Genomic DNA, 21480 nt, shown 5'->3' with positions numbered 1-21480 from the left:
ATATTAGTATTCATTTCTAATTGCTTTTAACAACTCGTATATTTTATTTTTTATTGAGGAAGATGGTTGTTGATAGTGATTGTTCATAAAACTAAAAATGAGCACTTTTCCTGATTTTGTTTTTAAATATCCACTTAGATTATAGGTATTACCAAATGAACCCGATTTGGCAATAATAAACGGATCTCCTTCAGCTTGACCGTATGTTTTTAAAGTACCATTAATTCCAGCCTTAGGGAACAAAGCAAAAAGGCGATTGCGATCTACTACATTATACAACTCATTTAATACATTTACTAACTGGTCGGGACTCATTAGGTTGTATCTAGATAAACCCGATCCGTCAACCCAACGAGGGACTTTGCCGAACAGCTGAGAATGAGTTTCGAGTATATGTTTTCTGGCTTTACCGCTATTTAGGCTATCTGTTAGTGCATCAGAAGAAAGTAGTAAGAGTTGTTCTGCAATAAAATTGTCACTTTCGATCATCATTCTAGCGAGCAGGCTATCTGTTTTCACAGTAAATAACTTTCGATATATTCCTGTTTTAATAGAATCTTGTAGTATAATTTCTTTTTCAATTGCATTGGAAAGTAATCTGCTAGTTAGACTATCACTAGTAATAAATGGGATCTGTAATGTATCTTGAGTTGGTTTTACAAAACTGAAACTGTTTTTAAGTCTTTCTCGTTTAAATCTTGTTTTTTCAAAACTAATAGCATCTTTAAAACTTTTAGGAGCAATTTTTAGACTATCATTTTCATTATGAATACTCAATACATTGCCATAGATAGGTAAAGCGCTTTTTTCCGGAGAAAAATAAGTGTCAAAATCTTCCCATGCCCAACCTGGTCCGTAAGGCTGATCATCATAATGCCCGGTTTGCAAAACAATGGGCATACTCACATTTTTAAGAAAGTGAATAACGGTACTGTCTTTAAAATAGGGATGTAATAAGCTAGGGTCTCCTGTTCCTTTTATGTATAAGGTGTCATTTTGCTTTAAATACTTTAGTCCGACAACAGAATCATTCAAAGTTTTTAATGCGCTAAGCAGTGTGACAATTTTTGCGTTAGAAGCAGGTATAAAATACTTGTTCGCATGTATTCCCTTTATTGTTTTCTTAGTCTGAGGGTCGAAAAGTTTAAACCCTGTAAATTGATTTTTATAAAAAGGCTGTGAGAAGAATTTTTCTATTTGCCGAGGCTTAGCAATACGATTGGTAGATGCGCATGAATTGAATAAAAGAAATACACTTAAAGCAATCCAAAATAAACGATTCATATACCAATCTAATTTGAGATGAAGTTAAACAAAAATGAAAAAACTTGAACGGGTGGGCTGCAATTAGACGGGATGTCTGGGTGAGAAAATCATAATTTTTCTTAAATCTAGAGTATATAAAGTAAGGTATTACTCAATTTACGGGACAAAAAAATAAAACACATAACTAGTTATTTGGTTTTGAGTAGTTTATCCGTTTTAATGAATATTTAAACAAGTTTAACAGCTATCTGTTTAATAAAAATACCGAATTATCGTTATCTTTATAGAAGACCAAATCAATAAAAATTAAACTAAAATTATGGCGAGAGCAATGTTTGAGTACTCTAAAAATGTACTGCAACGTGTAAGTTTTGATATTACTTTATTTGCACGCGAATTGAAAAAAGCTATGAAACGATTGTTGCCTCATGAAGTAGATGAACTAAAAATTTGGGTTCGGCAACTGGTGCTAATACAACCAGAATTAGAACCTTGTTTAGTCTACTTAAAAAATTAATATTAACCAGTCCACTTTTATAAGTGGACTTTTTTTTTGACATTATTTGTTTGCTATAGGGCTTATAATTTCTACATTCTGAAAGGCAATAGCTCCTTTGATAACTCCAGAAATTGTTTGTTGTAAGGCTTCTATAATTTGCATTTTAAGCTCCGATTTATGGAAGATCAAACTGATTTCTCGTGCTGGTTTGGGGTCTTCAAATTCGCGAAGGTATTTTTCTTCGGCATTTTTGAGGTCGAGTGTATGTAAATAGGGTAGAAGCGTCATGCCTAGGCCCTCGTTAGCTAATTTGATTAAGGTTTCAAAACTCCCGCTCTCTAACTGAAAACTATTTCGCTCTGCTGGGTTGGCTACACGACACAAATTAATAACACTATTTTTAAAACAATGACCGTCATCTAACAATAACATATCATCAATATCGATATCTTCAATGGTGAGCGATTTGTTATTGAATAATTTATCATTTTCGTTGATATATCCCACAAAAGGTTCATAGTATAGGACTCTTTTTTTAATAAGCTCATTCTCTAATGGAGTGGCTGCAATAGCGGCATCTAAATGGCCATCGACTAATTTTTCAATGATTGTTTCCGTCGTTAACTCTTCTATTTTAAGGTTAACCTTCGTATATTTTTTAATGAAATTATTTAAAAACATTGGTAGTAGAGTAGGCGTTACCGTTGGGATAATCCCCAATTTAAACTCACCACCAATAAATCCTTTTTGTTGGTCTACTATATCCTGAATTCTATCTGCCTCATTAACAATATTTCTTGCTTGGTTGACAATTTTAAGCCCGATATCGGTTAGTTGGATGGGCTTTTTGCTGCGGTCGAAAATCAAGATGTCCAACTCATCTTCTAGCTTTTGAATTTGCATACTTAATGTAGGCTGTGTTACAAAAGATTTTTCGGCAGCTTTAGTGAAGTTTTGGTGCTCAGCTACCGCCAGCACATATTTAAGTTGCGTGATAGTCATTCAATAGATTTTATTGATGTAAAGTTAATTAATTATAGCTTCTAACACTAGCTTTTTAACTTTTTGAAAATGCTTTGGAAGTAGTTTTATCCTAAGCTATACTTTTACTACCGACCTAGCAAAGATTAGGCGTAAAGTCGTCATTGAGCATTTTTTTTGCCCATTCTTTGGCCTCATCCAAGTCGTTGAAAATTTCAAATGCTTTATCGTAAAAGAGTTTTTCTACCTGAGCGCTGCTGTACATTTTAGATTTTTCGTCCACAACGGCATAACCTAATAAAGTCTCAATCTTGGAAATCTCTTTATAAATGATAGGATCGATTGCATAGGAGTGTACGCGATGAGAGATATAGACAAAAGGTTTATCACCGTAGTATTCCGCAATTAGCCTTTTAAAAATTGCTTCGTCACCTGGTTTTACTGTAGCACCTTCTTTAATGTTTACTATTGAATACGATTTGTAAACTTGTATGCTACAAATATCAATTTCGATAAGAGTAGGTTCAAAATCACTTAATGTTGGATATTTAGAATTAGACTTGATGCTTCTTGTGTAATCAGACGCCCAGGCTACCGCCTGTTGAAGTTCCTTAAATTGCTTGAACTCCTTGTCATAAAACCGGGACTCAATACTAATTTGATTCTGTGCATTAGGACTTTTAGATACTACAGCAAACCCAACCAAGTTATTGATTTTGGATACTGCTTTATAAATTAAAGGATCTACCGCATAATTATTAATACGATTTGCTATGTATACGAATGGTTTATTTTTAAAGTATGTGTCTGCGATATCTTGTAAAATAGGAACAAGTTCATTTTGCACAGTGCTGTCTTCATCCATAACCACAATAATATGGTCGTTGAAGATGCTGACTTGGCCGAAGTCGAACTCCAAAAATTCGCTTTTACTCATTTTTGATTGTTGCTAGTAGTATTTTAAAGATACAAAAAAACTTCATCCATTGTTAAAAGGATGAAGTTTTACAAGGTTGTCTAAAATTTATTTACGATTCTGCTGATTTCTCAGCCTTCTTTATTTTTATTGTCAATTCTTCACTGTCTTTATCAAGTTCCATGTGAATCTGATCACCTTCAGCAATTTTAGAGGTGATAATCTCCTCAGCTAACGCATCTTCTATATATTTTTGAATTGCACGCTTAAGAGGTCTAGCACCGTATTGCTTGTCAAACCCTTTTTCGGCTATGTAATCCTTAGCCTCTTTACTTAGACTCAGGTTGTAGCCAATATCTTGAATGCGTTTAAACAGTTTTTCTAATTCAATATCAATGATCAAGTGGATATCTTCGCGCTCTAGGGCATTGAAGACTACAACATCATCAATTCTATTTAAAAACTCAGGTGCGAATGCTTTTTTAAGCGCATTTTCAATAATTGCCTTTGCATTTGTATCTGCTTGTTGTTTTCTAGCAGAAGTACCAAAACCAACACCCTGTCCGAAGTCTTTTAATTTTCTGGCACCTATATTAGATGTCATGATAATAATCGTATTTCTAAAATCGATCTTTCGACCTAGACTATCCGTCAAATATCCATCATCTAATACTTGCAACATCATATTGAATACGTCAGGATGAGCTTTTTCAATTTCATCTAAAAGCACTACTGAATATGGCTTTCTACGAACCTTTTCGGTCAACTGTCCACCTTCTTCATAACCAACATATCCTGGAGGTGCACCGACAAGGCGAGAGATGGAAAATTTTTCCATATATTCACTCATATCAATACGTATTAAAGACTCTTCACTATCGAAAAGTTCTTTAGCTAGTACCTTTGCAAGTTGGGTTTTTCCAACACCAGTTTGGCCTAGGAAAATAAATGAACCAATAGGTTTGTTAGGATCTTTCAATCCTGCTCGGTTACGCTGAATAGCTTTTACAACTTTCGCAACAGCATCATCTTGACCTATTACCTTGCCTTTTATAAGTTGAGGCAATTCAGCCAACTTATTACTTTCCGTCTGTGCAATTCTATTTACTGGAACTCCAGTCATCATCGACACCACATCAGCTACATTATCTTCAGTAACTAATTCGCGATGTAGTTTTGATTCTTCCTCCCATTTTTCTTGCGCTACTGCTAAATCTTTTTCGATACGCTTTTCATCATCACGTAGCTTGGCGGCCTCTTCATATTTCTGTTTTTTAACTACAGAATTCTTATTCTCACGAACTTCTTCTAGGCGTTTTTCTAAATCTAGAATCTGCTTGGGTACATCAATATTGGTAATATGTACGCGAGATCCAGCTTCGTCTAAGGCATCAATAGCCTTGTCTGGTAGAAAACGATCGGTCATATAACGATTTGTCAACTTCACACATGCCTCAATAGCAGCATCGGTATATTCTACGTTATGGTGTTCTTGATATTTTTCTTTTATATTATTTAGAATTTCAACCGTTTCCTCAACAGTAGTAGGCTCGACCATTACTTTTTGAAAACGACGTTCTAATGCACCATCTTTTTCGATATACTGTCTATATTCATCTAAAGTTGTAGCACCAATACATTGAATTTCTCCTCGGGCAAGTGCCGGTTTAAACATATTTGAAGCATCTAGACTTCCTGTTGCTCCTCCTGCACCAACAATCGTATGTATTTCATCAATAAATAAGATGATATCATCATTTTTTTCGAGCTCGTTCATCACGGCTTTCATCCGTTCCTCAAACTGACCTCGATATTTCGTTCCTGCCACTAAACTGGCAAGATCAAGTGTCACAACACGCTTGTTGTATAGAATTCTTGATACCTTTTTTTGAATAATACGTAATGCTAATCCTTCAGCGATTGCAGATTTACCGACACCTGGTTCACCTATCAATAACGGATTATTCTTTTTACGACGGCTCAGAATTTGAGATACACGTTGAATTTCTTTTTCACGCCCGACAACAGGATCGAGTTTACCTTCTTCAGCAAAGGAAGTTAAATCTCGCCCAAAATTATCCAATACTGGAGTCTTTGATTTTTTGTTCGTTTTACCTCCAGGACTATTAAAAGGGTTGTCCTTTGATTCTTCAGACGAACCTTCTTCAGAGAAGGATTCAGCCTTCGGTATATCTATATAGTCATCGTCACTAGTGATCATAAGTTTAAATTGTTCTTTAACCCCATCATAATCTACTTTTAGTTTATTCAAGAGTTTGGTGGTTGGGTCGTTTTCATTGCGCAAAATGCAAAGAAGTAAATGCGCAGTATTAATAGACGTACTTTGAAACAACTTGGCCTCTAAAAAGGTAGTTTTTAAAGCACGTTCTGCTTGTCGTGTTAAATGCAGGTTTTTTTTGTCATTGCCAACAGTCACATTCGGGTTCGCAGGACTCAAAATTTCTACTTTACGTCGCAGGTGATTTAAATCAATATCTAAGGCATTTAAAATATTAATAGCTTTACCACTACCATCGCGTAATAAACCTAACATTAAATGCTCTGTTCCTATAAAATCGTGGCCTAACCGCAGGGCTTCTTCCTTACTATAAGCAATTACATCTTTTACTCTCGGTGAAAAATTATCATCCATAAGATCCTCCTCCTTGTTCTTTAAAAATACAAAATATAAAGTCGTATAGTCAAAAACCATACCCTTCTTAGGTTAGGTCAAGTAAATAGACAAAAAATACCTTTAAAATCAAAACATTTAACACCCTTCTTATAAACTTTAATTGCCTTAATTTTTGTTAATAAGTCGTTGTAAATTTTAGGTTACGATTCTTTTAGGTAAGCAGTCTAAATACGTATATTGCCCTTATTGTATATACTATAAATTTTAAAAATTTGAGTGCATGGCTGAAGGAGAAAAGTTAATTCCTATCAACATAGAAGATGAGATGAAATCGGCCTACATCGACTACTCGATGTCGGTTATAGTATCACGTGCCCTACCAGATGTTCGTGATGGTTTAAAACCTGTTCACAGAAGGGTTTTGTTTGGAATGTACGAGCTTGGTGTGCGTGCTAATAGTGCTTATAAAAAATCGGCAAGAATTGTTGGTGAGGTATTAGGTAAATATCACCCACACGGCGATACTTCTGTTTATGATACCATGGTGCGTATGGCACAGGAATGGAGTTTACGTTATATGCTCGTTGATGGGCAAGGAAACTTCGGATCTGTCGATGGCGATAGCCCTGCTGCAATGCGATATACTGAAGCACGAATGCGGAAGATATCAGAAGACATGTTGGCAGATATTGACAAAGAGACAGTCGACCATGCTCTAAACTTTGATGATACCTTAAAAGAACCTACTGTTTTACCAACCCGTATTCCTGGATTATTAGTAAACGGTGCTTCAGGTATTGCTGTTGGTATGGCGACAAATATGCCTCCACACAATCTTTCAGAGGTTGTAGATGGTACTATCGCTTATATTGAAAATAACGATATTGAGATTGACGAATTAATCGAACATATTAAAGCACCCGATTTTCCAACTGGTGGGATTATTTATGGTTATGATGGCGTTCGTGAAGCTCTTAAAACAGGCCGAGGTCGCGTTGTAATGAGAGCAAAAGCTTCTTTTGAAGAGATTAAAGGGCGAGAGCATATCATTGTTGACGAAATACCATATCAGGTAAATAAGGCGGACATGATCAAGAAAACTGCCGACTTGATTAATGATAAAAAGATTGATGGAATTTCTTCCATCCGCGATGAGTCTGATCGTAATGGGATGCGCATCGTTTATACACTGAAAAGAGATGCAATACCCAACATTGTATTAAATACATTATATAAGTATACAGCGCTTCAATCATCATTTAGCGTAAATAATATCGCCTTAGTAAATGGGCGCCCAGAAATGCTGAATGTAAAAGACATGATTCACCATTTCGTGGAGCATAGACATGAGGTTGTAACTAGAAGAACTAAATACGAACTGCGAAAAGCTGAGGAGCGTGCTCATATAGTTGAAGGTTTAATTATTGCTTCTGATAATATTGACGAGGTAATTAGATTAATTCGTGCATCGGCAAATGCAGATGAAGCACGTGCAGCATTAATAAAAGCGTTTGAGCTAAGCGAAATTCAGGCTAAGGCAATTGTAGAAATGCGATTGAGACAGCTTACAGGTCTTGAACAAGATAAACTTCGTGCGGAGTATGATGATTTGATGAAAACCATCGAAGACTTAAAAGATATTCTTGCAAGAAAAGAGCGTAGAATGGAGATCATCAAAGATGAATTACTTGTTGTAAAAGATAAGTATGGTGATGAGCGTCGTTCACGAATAGAATATGCTGGTGGTGATTTGAGTATCGAAGATATGATTCCAGATGAAAAAGTAGTAATTACTATTTCGCATGCTGGTTATATCAAACGCACCTCGTTAACTGAATATAAAAAGCAAAATAGAGGAGGAGTTGGTCAAAAAGCATCAACTACTAGGAATGAGGATTTCTTGGAACATTTATTTGTTGGTACCAATCATCAATATATGTTATTCTTCACTCAAAAAGGGAAATGCTTCTGGATGCGTGTTTATGAAATTCCTGAAGGAAGCAGAACATCAAAAGGTCGCGCGATTCAGAATCTGATTAACATTGAGCAAGATGACAAGGTGAAAGCATTCATCTGTACTCAGGATCTAAAAGATGAGGAATACATCAACAATCACTATGTAATAATGGCGACCAAGAAAGGTCAGGTTAAGAAAACTTCATTAGAGCAATACTCTAGACCTAGATCAAACGGTATTAACGCTATTACTATTAAAGATGGTGATGAGTTACTAGAAGCTAAATTAACAACAGGTGAAAGTCAGGTAATGCTAGCTCTTAAATCTGGTAAGGCAATTCGTTTTGAAGAAGCTAAAACCAGACCGATGGGTAGGGGTGCCGCTGGTGTGCGTGGTATAACCTTAGCTTCTGATAAGGACGAGGTTATCGGTATGATTGCTGTTGATGATATGGAGAGCAATATTCTTGTTGTATCCGAAAATGGTTATGGAAAACGTTCGAGTTTAGAGGATTATCGCATAACTAACAGAGGTGGAAAAGGAGTAAAAACCATTTCAGTTACCGAAAAAACTGGTAACTTAGTCGCCATTAAAAATGTAACTGATTCTGATGATCTTATGATTATCAACAGATCAGGTATAGCAATACGTTTGGCTATTGAAAGCTTAAGAGTTATGGGACGTGCAACGCAAGGGGTACGACTTATTAATCTTAAAGGTAATGATACCATTGCCGCAGTAGCAAAAGTAATGCATGACGAAGACGATGTAGAAGAAACTGAACTAGATGAAAATAGCGAAGCGGATACTACATCAAACGAGGGTCAAAATGAAGATGGCACAACTCTTGATAATGACACTGACGAACAACAACAATAAGTAAGAATTAAATTATTTTAAAATGAAAAAAACGTTTTTAGTAGCTGCGGCCGTGTTAGTCGGATCTGTAGCCTTAGCACAAAAAAACGAAGTTAAAGCTGCTGAAAAAGCGCTTAAAGCTAGCAAGCTTGATGAGGCAACAACAGCAATTGATGCTGCATATGGTTTAATAGGTAGTGCGGATGCCAAGACGAAGGCGAAATTATATTTTTTGAAAGGAAAAATATATCAGCAAAAAGCGAAAGCTTCTAAAGATGATGCTGCGTATGAAACAGCAGTAAAGTCTTTTCAAGAATTGATCGCTTTTGAAAAAGAGACTGGTAAGTCAAAATACTCTTCGGAAGCTGGGCCAATGCTTACCAATATTAGTGCAGATTTAGTGAATGCCGCAGTGGCAGCAAATGGAGCCAAGAAATTTGACGATGCAGCTAAAAAGCTATACATGGCTTATCAGTTAGATAATACACAACAAGATTATCTTTATTTCGCTGCAAATAGCGCAGTGAATGGTAAAGATTATGATTCTGCATTAAAGTATTATTTAGAATTAAAAGAACTTGGTTACACAGGTGTTACTACCAAGTACTTTGCTACTGAGGTTGCCAGTGGAAATGAGCAGGAATTGGATGAGACTACTTGGAAGTTCTACAAGAAATCAAAAGATTATAAAGATTTTAGAACTGCTAAAAGTGATTCTAGACTTCCAGAGATCGTAAAAAATATCGCATTAATTTATTCTGATCAAGGAAATATAGACAAGGCGATCGAAGCTGTAAAAGAAGCGCGCGCTGCAAATCCTGATGATATGGATTTATTGTTAACTGAAGCTAACTTTTATATTAAGGTAGATAAAAAGGACAAGTTTAAAGAGTTAATGGAAGAAGCTATCCAGAAAGACCCTAACAACCCTGTTCTTTACTTTAATCTTGGAGTTATTACTGCTGATCAAGGTGATACAGCAAAAGCGAAAGAACTGTATGAAAAAACAGTTGAGTTAGATCCTGACTATTCGGCTGCTTACTTAAATTTAGCTGCCTTGCTATTAGGTGGAGAAGGTAAGATTGTTGACGAAATGAATAGTCTTGGAACTTCTAGAGCAGACAATGCTAAATACGAAAATTTGCGTAAGCAACGTGAAGGTCTTTATCGTGATGCAGTTCCTTACTTAGAGAAGGTATTGGAATTAAAGCCAAAGGATATTGATGCTACAAAAACACTAATGAACATTTATGGTACATTAGACAACATCGAGAAATTCCGTGAAATGAAAGCGAAATTAGCAACATTAGAAGGAGGCGAATAATTTCGGATTATCGCGATAAAATAAAAAAAATCCGGATGTTAAAGCATCCGGATTTTTTTGTGCTCATAATTAAATTATATTTTTTACAATAATTACGACCTTAAATGATCTTCTTAATAACACGCAATTTATGCGAGTGTTTTTTCGAATCTAAATTGAAAATTCCCGTATGATCAATTCTGTCAATACGAACCTTACCATGGGCATGAATAATATAATTATCCTTCATAATAATGCCAACATGTGTGATTACACCTTCTTCGTTATCAAAAAATGCTAGATCTCCCGGCTCACTTTCCTCTATAAAACTTAAAGCTTCGCCTTGTGTTGCCTGTTGTGAAGCATCTCGAAGTAACTCATAGCCATTTAGCTTGTAAACCATCTGTGTAAAACCACTACAATCAATACCAAAAGGAGTTTTTCCACCCCACAAATATGGAGTGTTTAAATATAGAAACGCCGTTTTTATAAGAGCTTCTTTTTCGTTTTTACCGGAGATACTATTCCCTTCAAATTCGTGGTCGAAGGTGTCGTGATTACTAATACAACTTCCTAAGGGAATTGGCAATAACTGCTTATTGTGGTCTGATACAAAATCGATAAGGTCTGATGATAATTCTTGCTGGTCAGCTACTAATTTGTTGTACTGGTCTTCTTCAATCTCAACATACTGCTTGTTATCAATCCAGCCTTCATATTTATCAAAAGCAAGTCGAATACGACTCCACTTTTTTCGCTGCTCCAAAACCTTAAATAATTCACCATACAGCACTTGCGAAACCTGCTCGCTAGCATCACGAGGTTCCGATCGTAAAGGGACAACACCAAGATTACAAATACCGTATTGCATAAAGGATACGCTCTTAATTAGCGTTCAATAACAATTGCCGATGCACCACCACCACCATTACAGATGGCTGCAGCACCAAGTTTGGCATCATTTTGTTTTAATACATTAATTAAGGTGATTAATATTCGAACGCCAGAACAGCCAAGTGGATGTCCTAAAGAAACAGCACCACCGTTGACGTTTACATTTTCATCTGTTAGTCCTAATAACTTCATATTGGCTAAACCTACCACGGAAAAAGCCTCGTTGAACTCGAAATAGTCGACATCATCAATACTAACATTGGCTTTTGACAATGCTTTTGGTAAGGCTTTTGCTGGCGCTGTGGTAAACCATTTTGGCTCCTGAGCAGCATCAGCATAACTTTTAATTGTTGCAAGCGGAGTTAAACCAAGCTCTTTCGCTTTGTCTTCACTCATTAGTACTACTGCACCAGCACCATCATTAATAGTCGATGCATTTGCAGCCGTTACCGTTCCATCTTTAGAAAATGCTGGACGCAAAGCAGGAATTTTATCCATTTTCACATTAGTATATTCTTCATCTCTATTGACAATTTTTGGCTCACCTCTTCGCTGAGGTACTTCTACGGGAACTACTTCATCATCAAACTTTCCGGCGTCCCAAGCAGCTGCCGATCTGGTGTAAGACTGAATTGCATATGCATCCTGATCTTCTCTACTAAAATCGTGCTCTGCAGCACAAAGATCTCCACAAACTCCCATTGCATTTTGATCATAGGCATCTACCAACCCATCTTTCTGCATTCCATCGATCATTGTTATCGGACCAAACTTATTACCAACACGCGAATGAATGTAATGTGGAATCAAACTCATATTTTCCATACCACCAGCTACAACAATCTCAGCATCACCCAATGCAATTGCCTGTGCACCTTGCATCACCGCTTTCATACCCGAAGCACATACTTTATTAATCGCTGTACACGGAACTGTATCAGGAATACCAGCATAAATTGCCGCTTGTTTTGCAGGAGCCTGTCCTGTTCCCGCTTGAACCACATTTCCCATTAAAACCTCGTCAACTTTTGTTGGGTCTAGATTAATACGCGATAAAGCAGCTTTAATTGCAGTAGCACCTAGCTTTGGTGCTGGTATAGTAGATAGGCTTCCAAGAAAGCTCCCGATAGGAGTTCTTACAGCGCTAACAATAACAACTTTCTTACTCATGATGTGTGTGTTTAAGTGCTGCGAATTTAAGTAAAAAAGGTAAGATTTTGACAAGCCTCATTGAATAGAATACACATGTAACCCGCATTATTTTTACTATTTTTGGAAGTAAGCGAATTAGGAACAACCAAATCGCCAATACAAATAGAAATACAGCCCAAGACAAAGCTTCGTTTCGTACAGTTGAATAGGATATATGAATAAATTTAGCGGTAGGATTTATCAAAATCAATCATTGATCTATAAGATCTTTTTATATGTATTGACCACAGTACTTATCGTTTATTTTTTCCCGAAGGGTGGTAAGTTTAAATATGAGTTCCAAAAAGGAAAACCTTGGCAGTATGAAAACCTTTATGCCGAGTATGATTTCGCTATCCAGAAAACCGAGGCCGAAATTGAGATAGATCAAGAGCGAATTAAACAGAATATCACACCCTACTATCGCTTTGATGGTGAAGTAGTAAATCAGGTGAGTAAAAAGCTCGACGACAGCTATCGCTCCGTACTGATAGATTCTATTATTGATGGAGTCCCCCGAATTGAAGTCAAACGATTTGCCGATAATATGCTAAAGGGTTTTTATCAGATAGGGATTATTAGTAATGATGAAACTCAAGAAAAGAAAACCGGTTACCTGGTAAAAAATGGAAATCAGCTAGAAGAAATCACTATCGACAAACTGATTAAAATAAGCCAACTCCGACAGAGAGTTCGTGACAAAACAAAAGGAACCCGATATAGAAATCTGTCAGACAAAGTCTATAATCTTCTTTTTGAAGTAGTCAAACCGAACGTTTTATTTGATAAAGAACGTACTGATCTTGTTACTGAAAATGCGCTAAAAAACATTTCATATACCAAGGGAAATGTAGAAAAAGGCATTCGTATCATATCAAAAGGAGAAGTTGTAGAAGGGCAAACCTTCCGAATTTTAGATTCTTTGAAAAGCGAGTACGAATCGCAGGTCTGGAGCGAATCTAATTATTACTGGATTGTTGTTGGTTACACTCTGCTCGTTGCATTAGCATTATTAATGCTGTTTCTATTCCTTAAAAAATATCGATTTGATATTTATGAAGATAACACCAAGGTTACCTTCCTATTTTTTAATATGATCTTGATGGTGTTACTAACCACCTTCGTGGTGAAAGTAAAAGCCGACTATGTATATATTGTGCCACTTTGTATTTTGCCAATTACGATTAAAGCGTTTTTCGATGCACGTTTAGGATTATTTACCCACGTAATTACCGTTTTAATTCTTGGTTTTATTGTACCGGATAGTTTCGAGTATTTGTTTTTACAAATCATCGCGGGTATTGTAACAATTTTGACAGTAAGCGAGCTGTCGCGCCGTGCAAACCTATTTATATCACTTGGGCAAATTGTGTTTGTGTATGCACTGGCCTATTTTGCATTTGTAATTATTCAAGAAGGAACAATAACAGCACTTAATTGGACCAACATTGGATTTTTTGCTTTGAATGGACTGCTATGTTTCTTAGTACTGTTCTTAATCCTTATTTATGAAAAGGCATTCGGACTCGTTTCAGACGTATCATTATTGGAATTATCAGATACCAATTCTAAACTATTAAAGGAATTGGCTAATGTGGCGCCTGGAACATTTCATCATTCGTTACAGGTCGCCAATTTAGCCGAGGCTGCGGCGAATGAAATTGGAGCCAATGCCATGTTGGTTAGGGTAGGAGCACTCTATCATGATATTGGGAAGATGCATGACCCAGTTTATTTTTCAGAGAATCAAGCCACATCTATCAATCCGCATGATGAGTTAGCACCGGATGAAAGTGCTCGTATTATTTTTGATCATGTTTTAGAGGGAATTAAAATTGCAAAAAAGAACAACTTACCTGACCGTATTATTGATTTTATACGAACGCATCACGGTACACTTCCCGTTTATTATTTCTTTATGAAACAACAGGAGATCAATCCTGAAACCAATATAGACGATTTCCGTTATCCCGGCCCGATGCCATTTTCTAGAGAGACTGCAATCCTAATGATGTCGGATTCTGTGGAAGCCGCTTCTAAAAGTTTAAAAGAGCCAACAGCTTCTAAGATCGACAATTTTGTTGAGCGTATTATTGATAAGCAAATGGAAGAAGGACAATTTCTAAATGCCGATATTACCTTTAAAGAAATTCAAATTATTAAAAAAGTATTAAAGCGTAAACTGAATAATATCTATCATTTACGGGTTGAGTATCCGGAGTAAGTTGAATTGATAAAATCTGATAGCGAATAATTGTTATGGATATTGCAAGTAGGTAATAATTTAAAATCTTAGCTCTTAGATAAGCACTACCGTTATTTTCATTTCGCTTCAATTATCTGTTAATAAATACCTGGAGAACAGAATCGAAATCTACATTGAAGAAGATGAAAATATTATTGAATAATTAGGTATTAAATAGCGAAAGCACAATAAATATAAGAATGAATGTTGATATTAAATACATTAAGGAAAATTTTATCGAATCAAATGAATTATGTCGAGTTTCGAGAATTTCGAAACAAGAATTAGAGGAATTGATTGCAAATGAATTACTTCCCAATAGTTCTTATGAAATTAACATAATATATAAAATTAGTTCTCCACTAGGTGATGAAAAGGTAATTTCTGAAACTGAAAAATATTTTCCTAAGACTGTTATAGGCTTAATTCAAAAGAATAGTAACCTAGATAATTCTTTAGAGTTCAAGCAAGTATTGAAAACGGAGTTTATAAATGCTTTTGTTGATAGTGACAACAATCACTTCGCTTATGATAATATAATAGATGAAGATGGAAATGTGAATATGGAGAAATTGAATTTAGCATTTGAACAAGAATGGCAATACTATCTCCAAGGAATTTATGGTATTTGCACGTTAAATGCAACGGGAGCGGAAATAGCAAAAAAGGAAATAGCAGTTAAAAGATTGATTGAGTTTAATAAGAAACACGGTGAGAATAAATTGTCGGATAATGATAAAGAGACATTGCGTGTCTTGAATAATGAATTTAATGAAGTTTCAAATTTATTCGCGCCTTATCAACGGGCCACTAGTAGCAGAGGAAAATATTTGGATAAAATATTAAGATTAAATTCTTTGAATGAATGGATAAAAAATTGAGTTACCCTAGGTGAACTGATTTTAAACCTCTTCGGTACAACTTTTGATACTACTCATACAAACTATCTAATTAAACGTTATGGAAAAGAAAGTGTACTTGATTACAGTGATAATGCTGTCGACCCTACAAACAGCATGGTCACAAAAAGACTATTTTCCTGGATATATTGTATTGAATAATCGCGATACTTTATATGGCGAAATACAAGACAGAAATATCAATAAAGTACGCTTATATGAGAAGATCAGGTTTCGTTCTGCAAGTGGCAAACGGATGAAACTTAGCGCTTCGGACTTGATTAGTTATTCAGTTAATAACAAAATATTCGAATCGAAATGGTTTGATGAACATGCCAATATATTCAGATTTTATTATACGCACAAAATTGGAACTGGTGAAAAGACCTTTTTGCGACTTGATACAAAGGGTAAAGTATCGGTTTATACAAAAGAGTTTACTGATGGGGATTGTAGTACTATTGATGAGTTTCCACTGTTTCTAAAGGAAGGAGATAAGTACTTTCAACGGGCTACCCAGGGTGTTTTCGGGTTAAAAAAGAAGAAGTTGGCAAGCTATTTTCAGGACTGCCCTAAATTGGTTTCTGAAATAAATCAACGAAGTTTGAAATATGCATTTGAGGTCGCCGACTATTACAACAACAAATGTGAATAGATTATATTAGAGGTAAAATATAATCAACCTCTATGAACCAAAAAAAGGCTCCGTGGCAGTTTCTTTTGCTGCTTATTCTTGCGGGCGAATCGGTGTTTATACTTCCATTTGTACTTGCTAGAGTTTTTAGGCCAACAGTGTTAGAGGCCTTTTCCCTAGACAATATTCAGCTTGGTTATTGTTTTTCAATCTATGGAATTGTAGCAGTGTTCTCCTACTTATTTGGTGGGCCTCTAGCGGATAAATATCCACCCAGGAAATTAATTGCCATTGCATTATGGATGACTGCTCTAGGAGGATTGGTTTATGCTACTTTCCCCAGTTATACAGTACTTAAAGTGCTTTATGGCTATTGGGGGTTTACTACTATTTTCCTGTTTTGGGCTCCGATGATTAAAGCTACCCGAGTATGGGGAGGTAGCAGTTCTCAAGGTAAGGCATTCGGATTTTTAGATGGTGGAAGAGGTCTAGTTGGTGCATTATTTGGCGCAATGGGAGTATTTATTTTTGCCTTATTTGCAACTACGGAGGTCGCCGAAATGACAACTACGCAAAGTCAAGCCGCATTTAGGCAGGTGATTTTAACTTCTACTGCAATAGTTGCATTGGTAGGTTTTTTGGTTTGGTTTTTTATGATGTTAGACGACGATACAGAGAAGGAAATTATTTTAGATAAAATAACCGTTTCTCAAATCAAGGCAGTATTGAAATTACCATCCGTTTGGCTATTAATGATCATCATTTTGTGTGCTTATGTTGGCTATAAACTAACGGATGTATTTTCATTGTACGCAAAAGAGGTGATGAATTATGACCAGGTAGAATCTGCTCAAGTAGGAACATTTTTATTATTCATACGACCGGTTGTCGGGGTATTAATTGGCTTTGTAGCCGATAGAACACAGACTACTTTCTGGTTAATGGTAAGTTTTATCATATCAGTGTTTGGTGCTTTATTATTCGCATTCGGATTTGTTACAGATTCGACTACTTTGCTATTTTTTCTTTCTACATTAATTGTTGCAACTGGTGTTTATGCAGCCCGAGCTTTATATTTCGCCGTCATGGAGCGCGGACAGATTCCTTTAGTGCTTACGGGAACTGCTGTCGGACTTATTTCATTAATAGGTTACACGCCAGATATTTTTGCTGGCCCTGCAATGGGATATTTATTAGAAAATTCTAAAGGCCAAATAGGACATCAGCACGTGTTTTGGATGTTAGCTATATTCTCATTTATTGGGGGACTAGCCGCTTGGTATTATCACAAATTGTATAAAATTATAGGCTCTGAATAATGGATGATTATTTGGAAATATTACAATCAGAATTCCAAAAAAATGCTGATGCCGATACAGCCGCTAAGCAGAAAGCTTATTTGCGAGATCAATTTGAATTTTATGGATTGACCACTACCCAAAGAAGAGAAATTCAAAAACCGTTTTTAATAAAAACTTATTTACCAGAGAAAAGTGAATTAGAACATTTAGTTAAAACCCTTTGGGAAAGACCACAGCGGGAGTATCATTATTTCGCACAAGAATTGACTTTTAAATATGCTAAACGCCTAGATAAACGAGATATCGATCTCATTGAATACATGGTTACCCATAAGTCATGGTGGGATACGGTTGATATGATTGCTACTAAGTTACTAGGACCTTATTTTAAAAAATATCCAGATGAAATAGAACCAAAAGTGAAACAATGGTTAGCGTCTGATAATATTTGGTTGCAACGTTGCGCATTGTTATTTCAACTAAAGTATAAAGACGATCTAGATACCGATTTGCTTAGTCGCGTGATCAATCAGCTTTTGGGTTCAAAAGAGTTCTTTATTAATAAAGCTATTGGTTGGGTTTTACGTGAATACGGCCGCACGAATCCTGATTGGGTAATCAATTTTGTAGAAGCGACGCCAAATCTGCATAATTTGAGTAGGAGAGAGGGGTTGCGATTAATTAAATAATCAATATCAGACTACCTACTGAAGACTTTAGATTTCTTACTGATTATCCTTTCCTAAAACCCATAGATCAATTGCCTTAAAAAACTCTTTCGTATTTGTTTATCTCCTTTATTTTCTAGTTGAATGGCACCACTATCTTCAGGTATGTAGTTGGTTTTAAAAATATAGTCCGAAGTACTTAAACTAATACCATTTTTTTAAGAAAATTTCTTCATTTCGACTAATATGCTATTAACTTTTAATAGAATAAAGTTACTGTATTTATGATTGTTGATAAGTGACCTAAGTTACACTGTAAAACAAAATTACTCAAGCGGCTCGTCTAGGTCTTTTCCTTCTTCTTCACCATCAAAAGATTCCGTTTGCTCCTTGATCTCAGTTTCTAAAAATGATTCATTTTCTTCATCACGATCGGCTACTGAAATCTGATCAATAGTTTCGACCTTACGCGCTTCTCTCTTTTTATTGTCAATTAAGGCATAGGTCATTATTAAACTTGTTCCTATGATAACAAATAGTAGTATTCCAGGTTCAAAATTTTCTATCTTGAGGTTGGCCGGAATTGCATAAAATAATAACACTGTAATTAATCCTCTAGGGGCTATAAACAATTGTGGTCGAATATCTTTACCTATAAAAACCCGCAAAACTACCCACCTTATTAGAAATATAGATGCTAGGACCAAAATACTAATCAATGCAACTTTTAAATTTAATAAGGACGTTACTACTATCGATAATCCGAATACTACAAAGAATAGGGTGCGCACCACAAAAGCTGTTTCTGCGGTAATCATATGTAATTCATGGTACATGTCTTTTACGATTTCGTCTTTCAAAAACTTAGCTAGTTTTCCTTTAAAAAACAGACCGGTATTAGAAAGAATAAGTCCAAAAATCAGGATGATAATGAGTGATGATAAATGTAATTTTTTCCCTAATGCATATAATAAAAGCAATACCGCAATTAAAAGAAAAAGTTTTGCTTGACGCTCAATACGCTGAAATACCAATATGATGATATATGAGATAATAATTGAGAATACCACTGTTACTAGAAAGCTAATTGAGAAGCCCGTTATCGCATCTCCTTCACCGGGATTCATAATTTCAATGAGTAAATAAAACATCATGATGCCTAATATATCAGAAAAGGTACCCTCGTAAATATGAAACTCTCGTTTAGCAGGTTTTAAATTAGCTACACTCGGAATGATAACGGCACTCGATAGTATGGAGAGTGGTGTAGCGTACAGCCAAGCTTGCATCATTGTCATACCATCTATTAATGAAAAGAGGATTAATGCTGCAATATAAGCGGACCCTACAAGGCTAATGAGTGCAATAATCAAGGATTTTACAATGGGTTTTATCTTGCTTTTTTCGAGTTTGAGATCTAATGCAGCCTCTAGAACAATCATAATAAGTCCAACAATTCCCAGAAATTCTAAAATTGGAAAAAAATCAAAAGTTCCAAAATCGAAAATCTTGAGGAGGTATTGAATAATAATACCTAGTGCAATCAACATCAATACCGACGGCACGTTGGTTTTTTTAGAAATTCGATCAAATAAAAATGAGATAATAATAATCACAGAAAGTTCTATGATCAGATTATAAGCTGATAAGATATCCATTGATTAGGGTGTTTTCGATTGGTTAGCTGCAGCAAGGTAGGGCAGTGCAGTAAAGAATCAAAATGTTATTTTTTCATAGGGTCGTTAGATTAGAGTATTTTGCTTTGGGGCATACCACTGTGTTTGTAATTGTTTTTGCATACAAGCATTAAAAAAGTTCACCATAAATTACTACAGTGAACTTTCTGTTAGTGAATACTTAAGCTAAGAAAGATTGCTTGTTAAAACATTAACTAGATGCTTAAGCCATTTCACGTTCTTTTCTATGCTCTGCATATTTTTCAATTAGCTCGGGTGCTTTTTCAATTGCTGCGGCTAATCCGTGGGCCTTGCCAGTTTCAATAAATGAGATATTGTCTTCTCGTGTTACCAAAAACCCCATAGGTTCAATACCCATTCCGGCTCCAGCACCCATACCTTCTTTTTTAGATTTACCAGCTTTAGAGCCAATATCTTCTCCGCCACCAGATCCGAACCCCATACCTACTTTGATAACAGGTACACAAGTGAATTCTCCTAATTGAAATTGATCCCCAACAACAGTTTCAGTTTTCGCTTCTGATTTCATGAAGTCCGTAATCTGTTTCAATGCTTGTTCAAATTGTAAGTCCATAACGTAAATTTTTAAATGTTAATTAATGATTTAACCATGTATATTGGTCTGTTTTTTAATTCTAGAATCAGTTTATTTCTTCCTTCAAAATTGATACGTACACCGCTTCTATAAAAATTAAATAGCGCGAATGCTGGATATAATTTAGCATTCGTGATACTGTCTCCCGTATCTAAATCTAGGCTTAGTTTTGTAACTCTAAAAGAGGTAATCAAGCGTATAACTTTTTTCAAGTTTTTATTCCAACTACTTTTCTTTTTTTGAGCTTTCTTCTTTTTTCGCCCGTTTTTCTTTGTAAGCGGATAGAAATAAAAATGATAAAAAGGCAATTGCACTTTTACAAGTATCAACTCCTTAGAGTCTTCTTGGATACTAGCTTTAGCTAAACCTTGAAGCTTTATATAATACTGGTTAGTATCTGTATTGATATATACTATTACAGGTACTAGTAGCAAGACTATTATCAATAACAGAAGCAGAACTAAAATTATAACCAGCGACATGATTTGATTTTAATACAAATGAAATAGAAATCTCATGCTCCAACAATGATCTGGGTCAATAGTAAGACTTTAAATAGAGCGCAAAAAAAAGCGAGTATATGTTACTATACTCGCTTCTCGCTAAACGACTAATTTATCTAAAAGCTTCTAGGACTTTTAAATAAGAATAATTGCTTAACATAAATAATACCGTCCTAAACCGATACTATTATATTTATGACAAAAAGTTAAAAAGAAGCAGATATTTAGTAATACCTGCTTCTCAGAAAATGCTAAATTCCTTATTACCCTAGTATATTAATTAAGTACCGTCATATCGCTAAAACAATTCAAAATTAAAAAAGGTATCAATGCCTCCACATTTTCTATAACTCTTAGACCGTTGCCGATCTAAAAGCTTTTACCATATTATAAAGAACGCCGTTTAATTATGGTGTAAATATAGTACAGTAAGAGGGG

The 21480-nt window shown here is 35.5% G+C and carries 17 protein-coding genes; 8 read left to right on the top strand and 9 right to left on the bottom strand.

Annotated features, from left to right (window positions below; translation table 11 throughout):
• Window positions 1-3: 3 nt before the first annotated feature.
• The gene (locus tag GWK10_RS00955; RefSeq protein WP_164029026.1) at window positions 4-1284 is read right to left on the bottom strand and encodes a D-alanyl-D-alanine carboxypeptidase/D-alanyl-D-alanine-endopeptidase; all 1281 of its coding nucleotides are present in this window, start codon (window positions 1282-1284) and stop codon (window positions 4-6) included.
• 301 nt (window positions 1285-1585) lie between these two features.
• Between GWK10_RS00955 and GWK10_RS00950 the strand changes: the two genes are divergently transcribed.
• Window positions 1586-1783 (top strand): hypothetical protein, encoded by a 198-nt coding sequence (locus GWK10_RS00950; protein ID WP_164029025.1) that lies wholly within the window; start codon window positions 1586-1588, stop codon window positions 1781-1783.
• A gap of 42 nt (window positions 1784-1825) precedes the next feature.
• Here GWK10_RS00950 and GWK10_RS00945 read toward each other — a convergent pair whose 3' ends face one another.
• The 3 genes from GWK10_RS00945 to GWK10_RS00935 all read right to left on the bottom strand — a co-directional run bounded on the left by GWK10_RS00945 (window position 1826) and on the right by GWK10_RS00935 (window position 6315).
• Window positions 1826-2767, bottom strand: coding sequence for a LysR family transcriptional regulator (locus GWK10_RS00945; protein ID WP_164029024.1), 942 nt, complete (start codon window positions 2765-2767; stop codon window positions 1826-1828).
• 115 nt (window positions 2768-2882) lie between these two features.
• Window positions 2883-3683 (bottom strand): hypothetical protein, encoded by an 801-nt coding sequence (locus GWK10_RS00940; protein WP_164029023.1) that lies wholly within the window; start codon window positions 3681-3683, stop codon window positions 2883-2885.
• 91 nt (window positions 3684-3774) lie between these two features.
• Window positions 3775-6315, bottom strand: coding sequence for an ATP-dependent Clp protease ATP-binding subunit (locus tag GWK10_RS00935; protein WP_164029538.1), 2541 nt, complete (start codon window positions 6313-6315; stop codon window positions 3775-3777).
• 262 nt (window positions 6316-6577) lie between these two features.
• On the opposite strand from GWK10_RS00935, the gene gyrA reads away from it, so the two are divergent.
• Entirely contained in the window at window positions 6578-9133 is a 2556-nt protein-coding gene (gyrA, locus tag GWK10_RS00930) for a DNA gyrase subunit A (RefSeq protein WP_164029022.1), read from the top strand.
• A 22-nt stretch (window positions 9134-9155) separates the two neighbouring features.
• A complete protein-coding gene (locus GWK10_RS00925) occupies window positions 9156-10436 on the top strand; it encodes a tetratricopeptide repeat protein (RefSeq protein ID WP_164029021.1) in 1281 nt (426 codons plus the stop codon).
• A 100-nt stretch (window positions 10437-10536) separates the two neighbouring features.
• On the opposite strand, the gene GWK10_RS00920 is transcribed toward GWK10_RS00925, so the two are convergent.
• Together GWK10_RS00920 and GWK10_RS00915 are read right to left on the bottom strand one after the other, a co-directional pair.
• Window positions 10537-11286 carry a C40 family peptidase gene (locus GWK10_RS00920; protein ID WP_164029020.1) on the bottom strand — a complete coding sequence of 250 codons (750 nt, stop codon included), beginning with the start codon at window positions 11284-11286 and terminating at the stop codon, window positions 10537-10539.
• A 17-nt stretch (window positions 11287-11303) separates the two neighbouring features.
• Window positions 11304-12479, bottom strand: coding sequence for an acetyl-CoA C-acyltransferase (locus tag GWK10_RS00915; RefSeq protein WP_164029019.1), 1176 nt, complete (start codon window positions 12477-12479; stop codon window positions 11304-11306).
• Between the two features lie 196 nt (window positions 12480-12675).
• On the opposite strand from GWK10_RS00915, the gene GWK10_RS00910 reads away from it, so the two are divergent.
• From GWK10_RS00910 to GWK10_RS00890, 5 genes are all read left to right on the top strand, one after another.
• A complete protein-coding gene (locus tag GWK10_RS00910) occupies window positions 12676-14724 on the top strand; it encodes an HD family phosphohydrolase (protein ID WP_164029018.1) in 2049 nt (682 codons plus the stop codon).
• Between the two features lie 221 nt (window positions 14725-14945).
• Window positions 14946-15626 (top strand): DUF6058 family natural product biosynthesis protein, encoded by a 681-nt coding sequence (locus GWK10_RS00905; protein ID WP_164029017.1) that lies wholly within the window; start codon window positions 14946-14948, stop codon window positions 15624-15626.
• 79 nt (window positions 15627-15705) lie between these two features.
• On the top strand, window positions 15706-16299 hold the full coding sequence (locus GWK10_RS00900; RefSeq protein ID WP_164029016.1) for a hypothetical protein: 594 nt from the start codon (window positions 15706-15708) through the stop codon (window positions 16297-16299).
• A gap of 32 nt (window positions 16300-16331) precedes the next feature.
• Window positions 16332-17597 carry an MFS transporter gene (locus GWK10_RS00895; protein WP_164029015.1) on the top strand — a complete coding sequence of 422 codons (1266 nt, stop codon included), beginning with the start codon at window positions 16332-16334 and terminating at the stop codon, window positions 17595-17597.
• A complete protein-coding gene (locus tag GWK10_RS00890) occupies window positions 17597-18268 on the top strand; it encodes a DNA alkylation repair protein (RefSeq protein ID WP_164029014.1) in 672 nt (223 codons plus the stop codon). Before GWK10_RS00895 ends, GWK10_RS00890 begins: the two co-directional genes overlap by 1 nt.
• Before the next feature lie 305 nt (window positions 18269-18573).
• Here the strand turns inward: GWK10_RS00890 and GWK10_RS00885 are convergent, their stop codons facing one another.
• From GWK10_RS00885 to GWK10_RS00875, 3 genes are all read right to left on the bottom strand, one after another.
• Window positions 18574-19905: a cation:proton antiporter domain-containing protein gene (locus GWK10_RS00885; protein ID WP_164029013.1), complete on the bottom strand. Its 1332-nt coding sequence runs from the start codon at window positions 19903-19905 to the stop codon at window positions 18574-18576.
• 241 nt (window positions 19906-20146) lie between these two features.
• Entirely contained in the window at window positions 20147-20518 is a 372-nt protein-coding gene (locus GWK10_RS00880; protein ID WP_164029012.1) for a GerW family sporulation protein, read from the bottom strand.
• An 11-nt stretch (window positions 20519-20529) separates the two neighbouring features.
• Window positions 20530-21021, bottom strand: coding sequence for a hypothetical protein (locus GWK10_RS00875; protein WP_164029011.1), 492 nt, complete (start codon window positions 21019-21021; stop codon window positions 20530-20532).
• Between the last annotated feature and the right edge of the window lie 459 nt (window positions 21022-21480).

Source organism: Spongiivirga citrea, from assembly GCF_010671565.1.
In the GTDB taxonomy this organism is placed as follows: Bacteria; Bacteroidota; Bacteroidia; order Flavobacteriales; family Flavobacteriaceae; genus Spongiivirga; species Spongiivirga citrea.
The sequence above is the reverse complement of the archived record's forward strand: the minus strand, read 5'-3'. Positions and strand labels throughout refer to the sequence as shown.

Coding starts and splice junctions, on each gene's coding strand:
- GWK10_RS00955 (WP_164029026.1), bottom strand. CDS start 1,284: ATGAATCGTTTATTTTGGATTGCTTTAAGTGTATTTCTTTTATTCAAT.
- GWK10_RS00950 (WP_164029025.1), top strand. CDS start 1,586: ATGGCGAGAGCAATGTTTGAGTACTCTAAAAATGTACTGCAACGTGTA.
- GWK10_RS00945 (WP_164029024.1), bottom strand. CDS start 2,767: ATGACTATCACGCAACTTAAATATGTGCTGGCGGTAGCTGAGCACCAA.
- GWK10_RS00940 (WP_164029023.1), bottom strand. CDS start 3,683: ATGAGTAAAAGCGAATTTTTGGAGTTCGACTTCGGCCAAGTCAGCATC.
- GWK10_RS00935 (WP_164029538.1), bottom strand. CDS start 6,315: ATGGATGATAATTTTTCACCGAGAGTAAAAGATGTAATTGCTTATAGT.
- gyrA (WP_164029022.1), top strand. CDS start 6,578: ATGGCTGAAGGAGAAAAGTTAATTCCTATCAACATAGAAGATGAGATG.
- GWK10_RS00925 (WP_164029021.1), top strand. CDS start 9,156: ATGAAAAAAACGTTTTTAGTAGCTGCGGCCGTGTTAGTCGGATCTGTA.
- GWK10_RS00920 (WP_164029020.1), bottom strand. CDS start 11,286: ATGCAATACGGTATTTGTAATCTTGGTGTTGTCCCTTTACGATCGGAA.
- GWK10_RS00915 (WP_164029019.1), bottom strand. CDS start 12,479: ATGAGTAAGAAAGTTGTTATTGTTAGCGCTGTAAGAACTCCTATCGGG.
- GWK10_RS00910 (WP_164029018.1), top strand. CDS start 12,676: ATGAATAAATTTAGCGGTAGGATTTATCAAAATCAATCATTGATCTAT.
- GWK10_RS00905 (WP_164029017.1), top strand. CDS start 14,946: ATGAATGTTGATATTAAATACATTAAGGAAAATTTTATCGAATCAAAT.
- GWK10_RS00900 (WP_164029016.1), top strand. CDS start 15,706: ATGGAAAAGAAAGTGTACTTGATTACAGTGATAATGCTGTCGACCCTA.
- GWK10_RS00895 (WP_164029015.1), top strand. CDS start 16,332: ATGAACCAAAAAAAGGCTCCGTGGCAGTTTCTTTTGCTGCTTATTCTT.
- GWK10_RS00890 (WP_164029014.1), top strand. CDS start 17,597: ATGGATGATTATTTGGAAATATTACAATCAGAATTCCAAAAAAATGCT.
- GWK10_RS00885 (WP_164029013.1), bottom strand. CDS start 19,905: ATGGATATCTTATCAGCTTATAATCTGATCATAGAACTTTCTGTGATT.
- GWK10_RS00880 (WP_164029012.1), bottom strand. CDS start 20,518: ATGGACTTACAATTTGAACAAGCATTGAAACAGATTACGGACTTCATG.
- GWK10_RS00875 (WP_164029011.1), bottom strand. CDS start 21,021: ATGTCGCTGGTTATAATTTTAGTTCTGCTTCTGTTATTGATAATAGTC.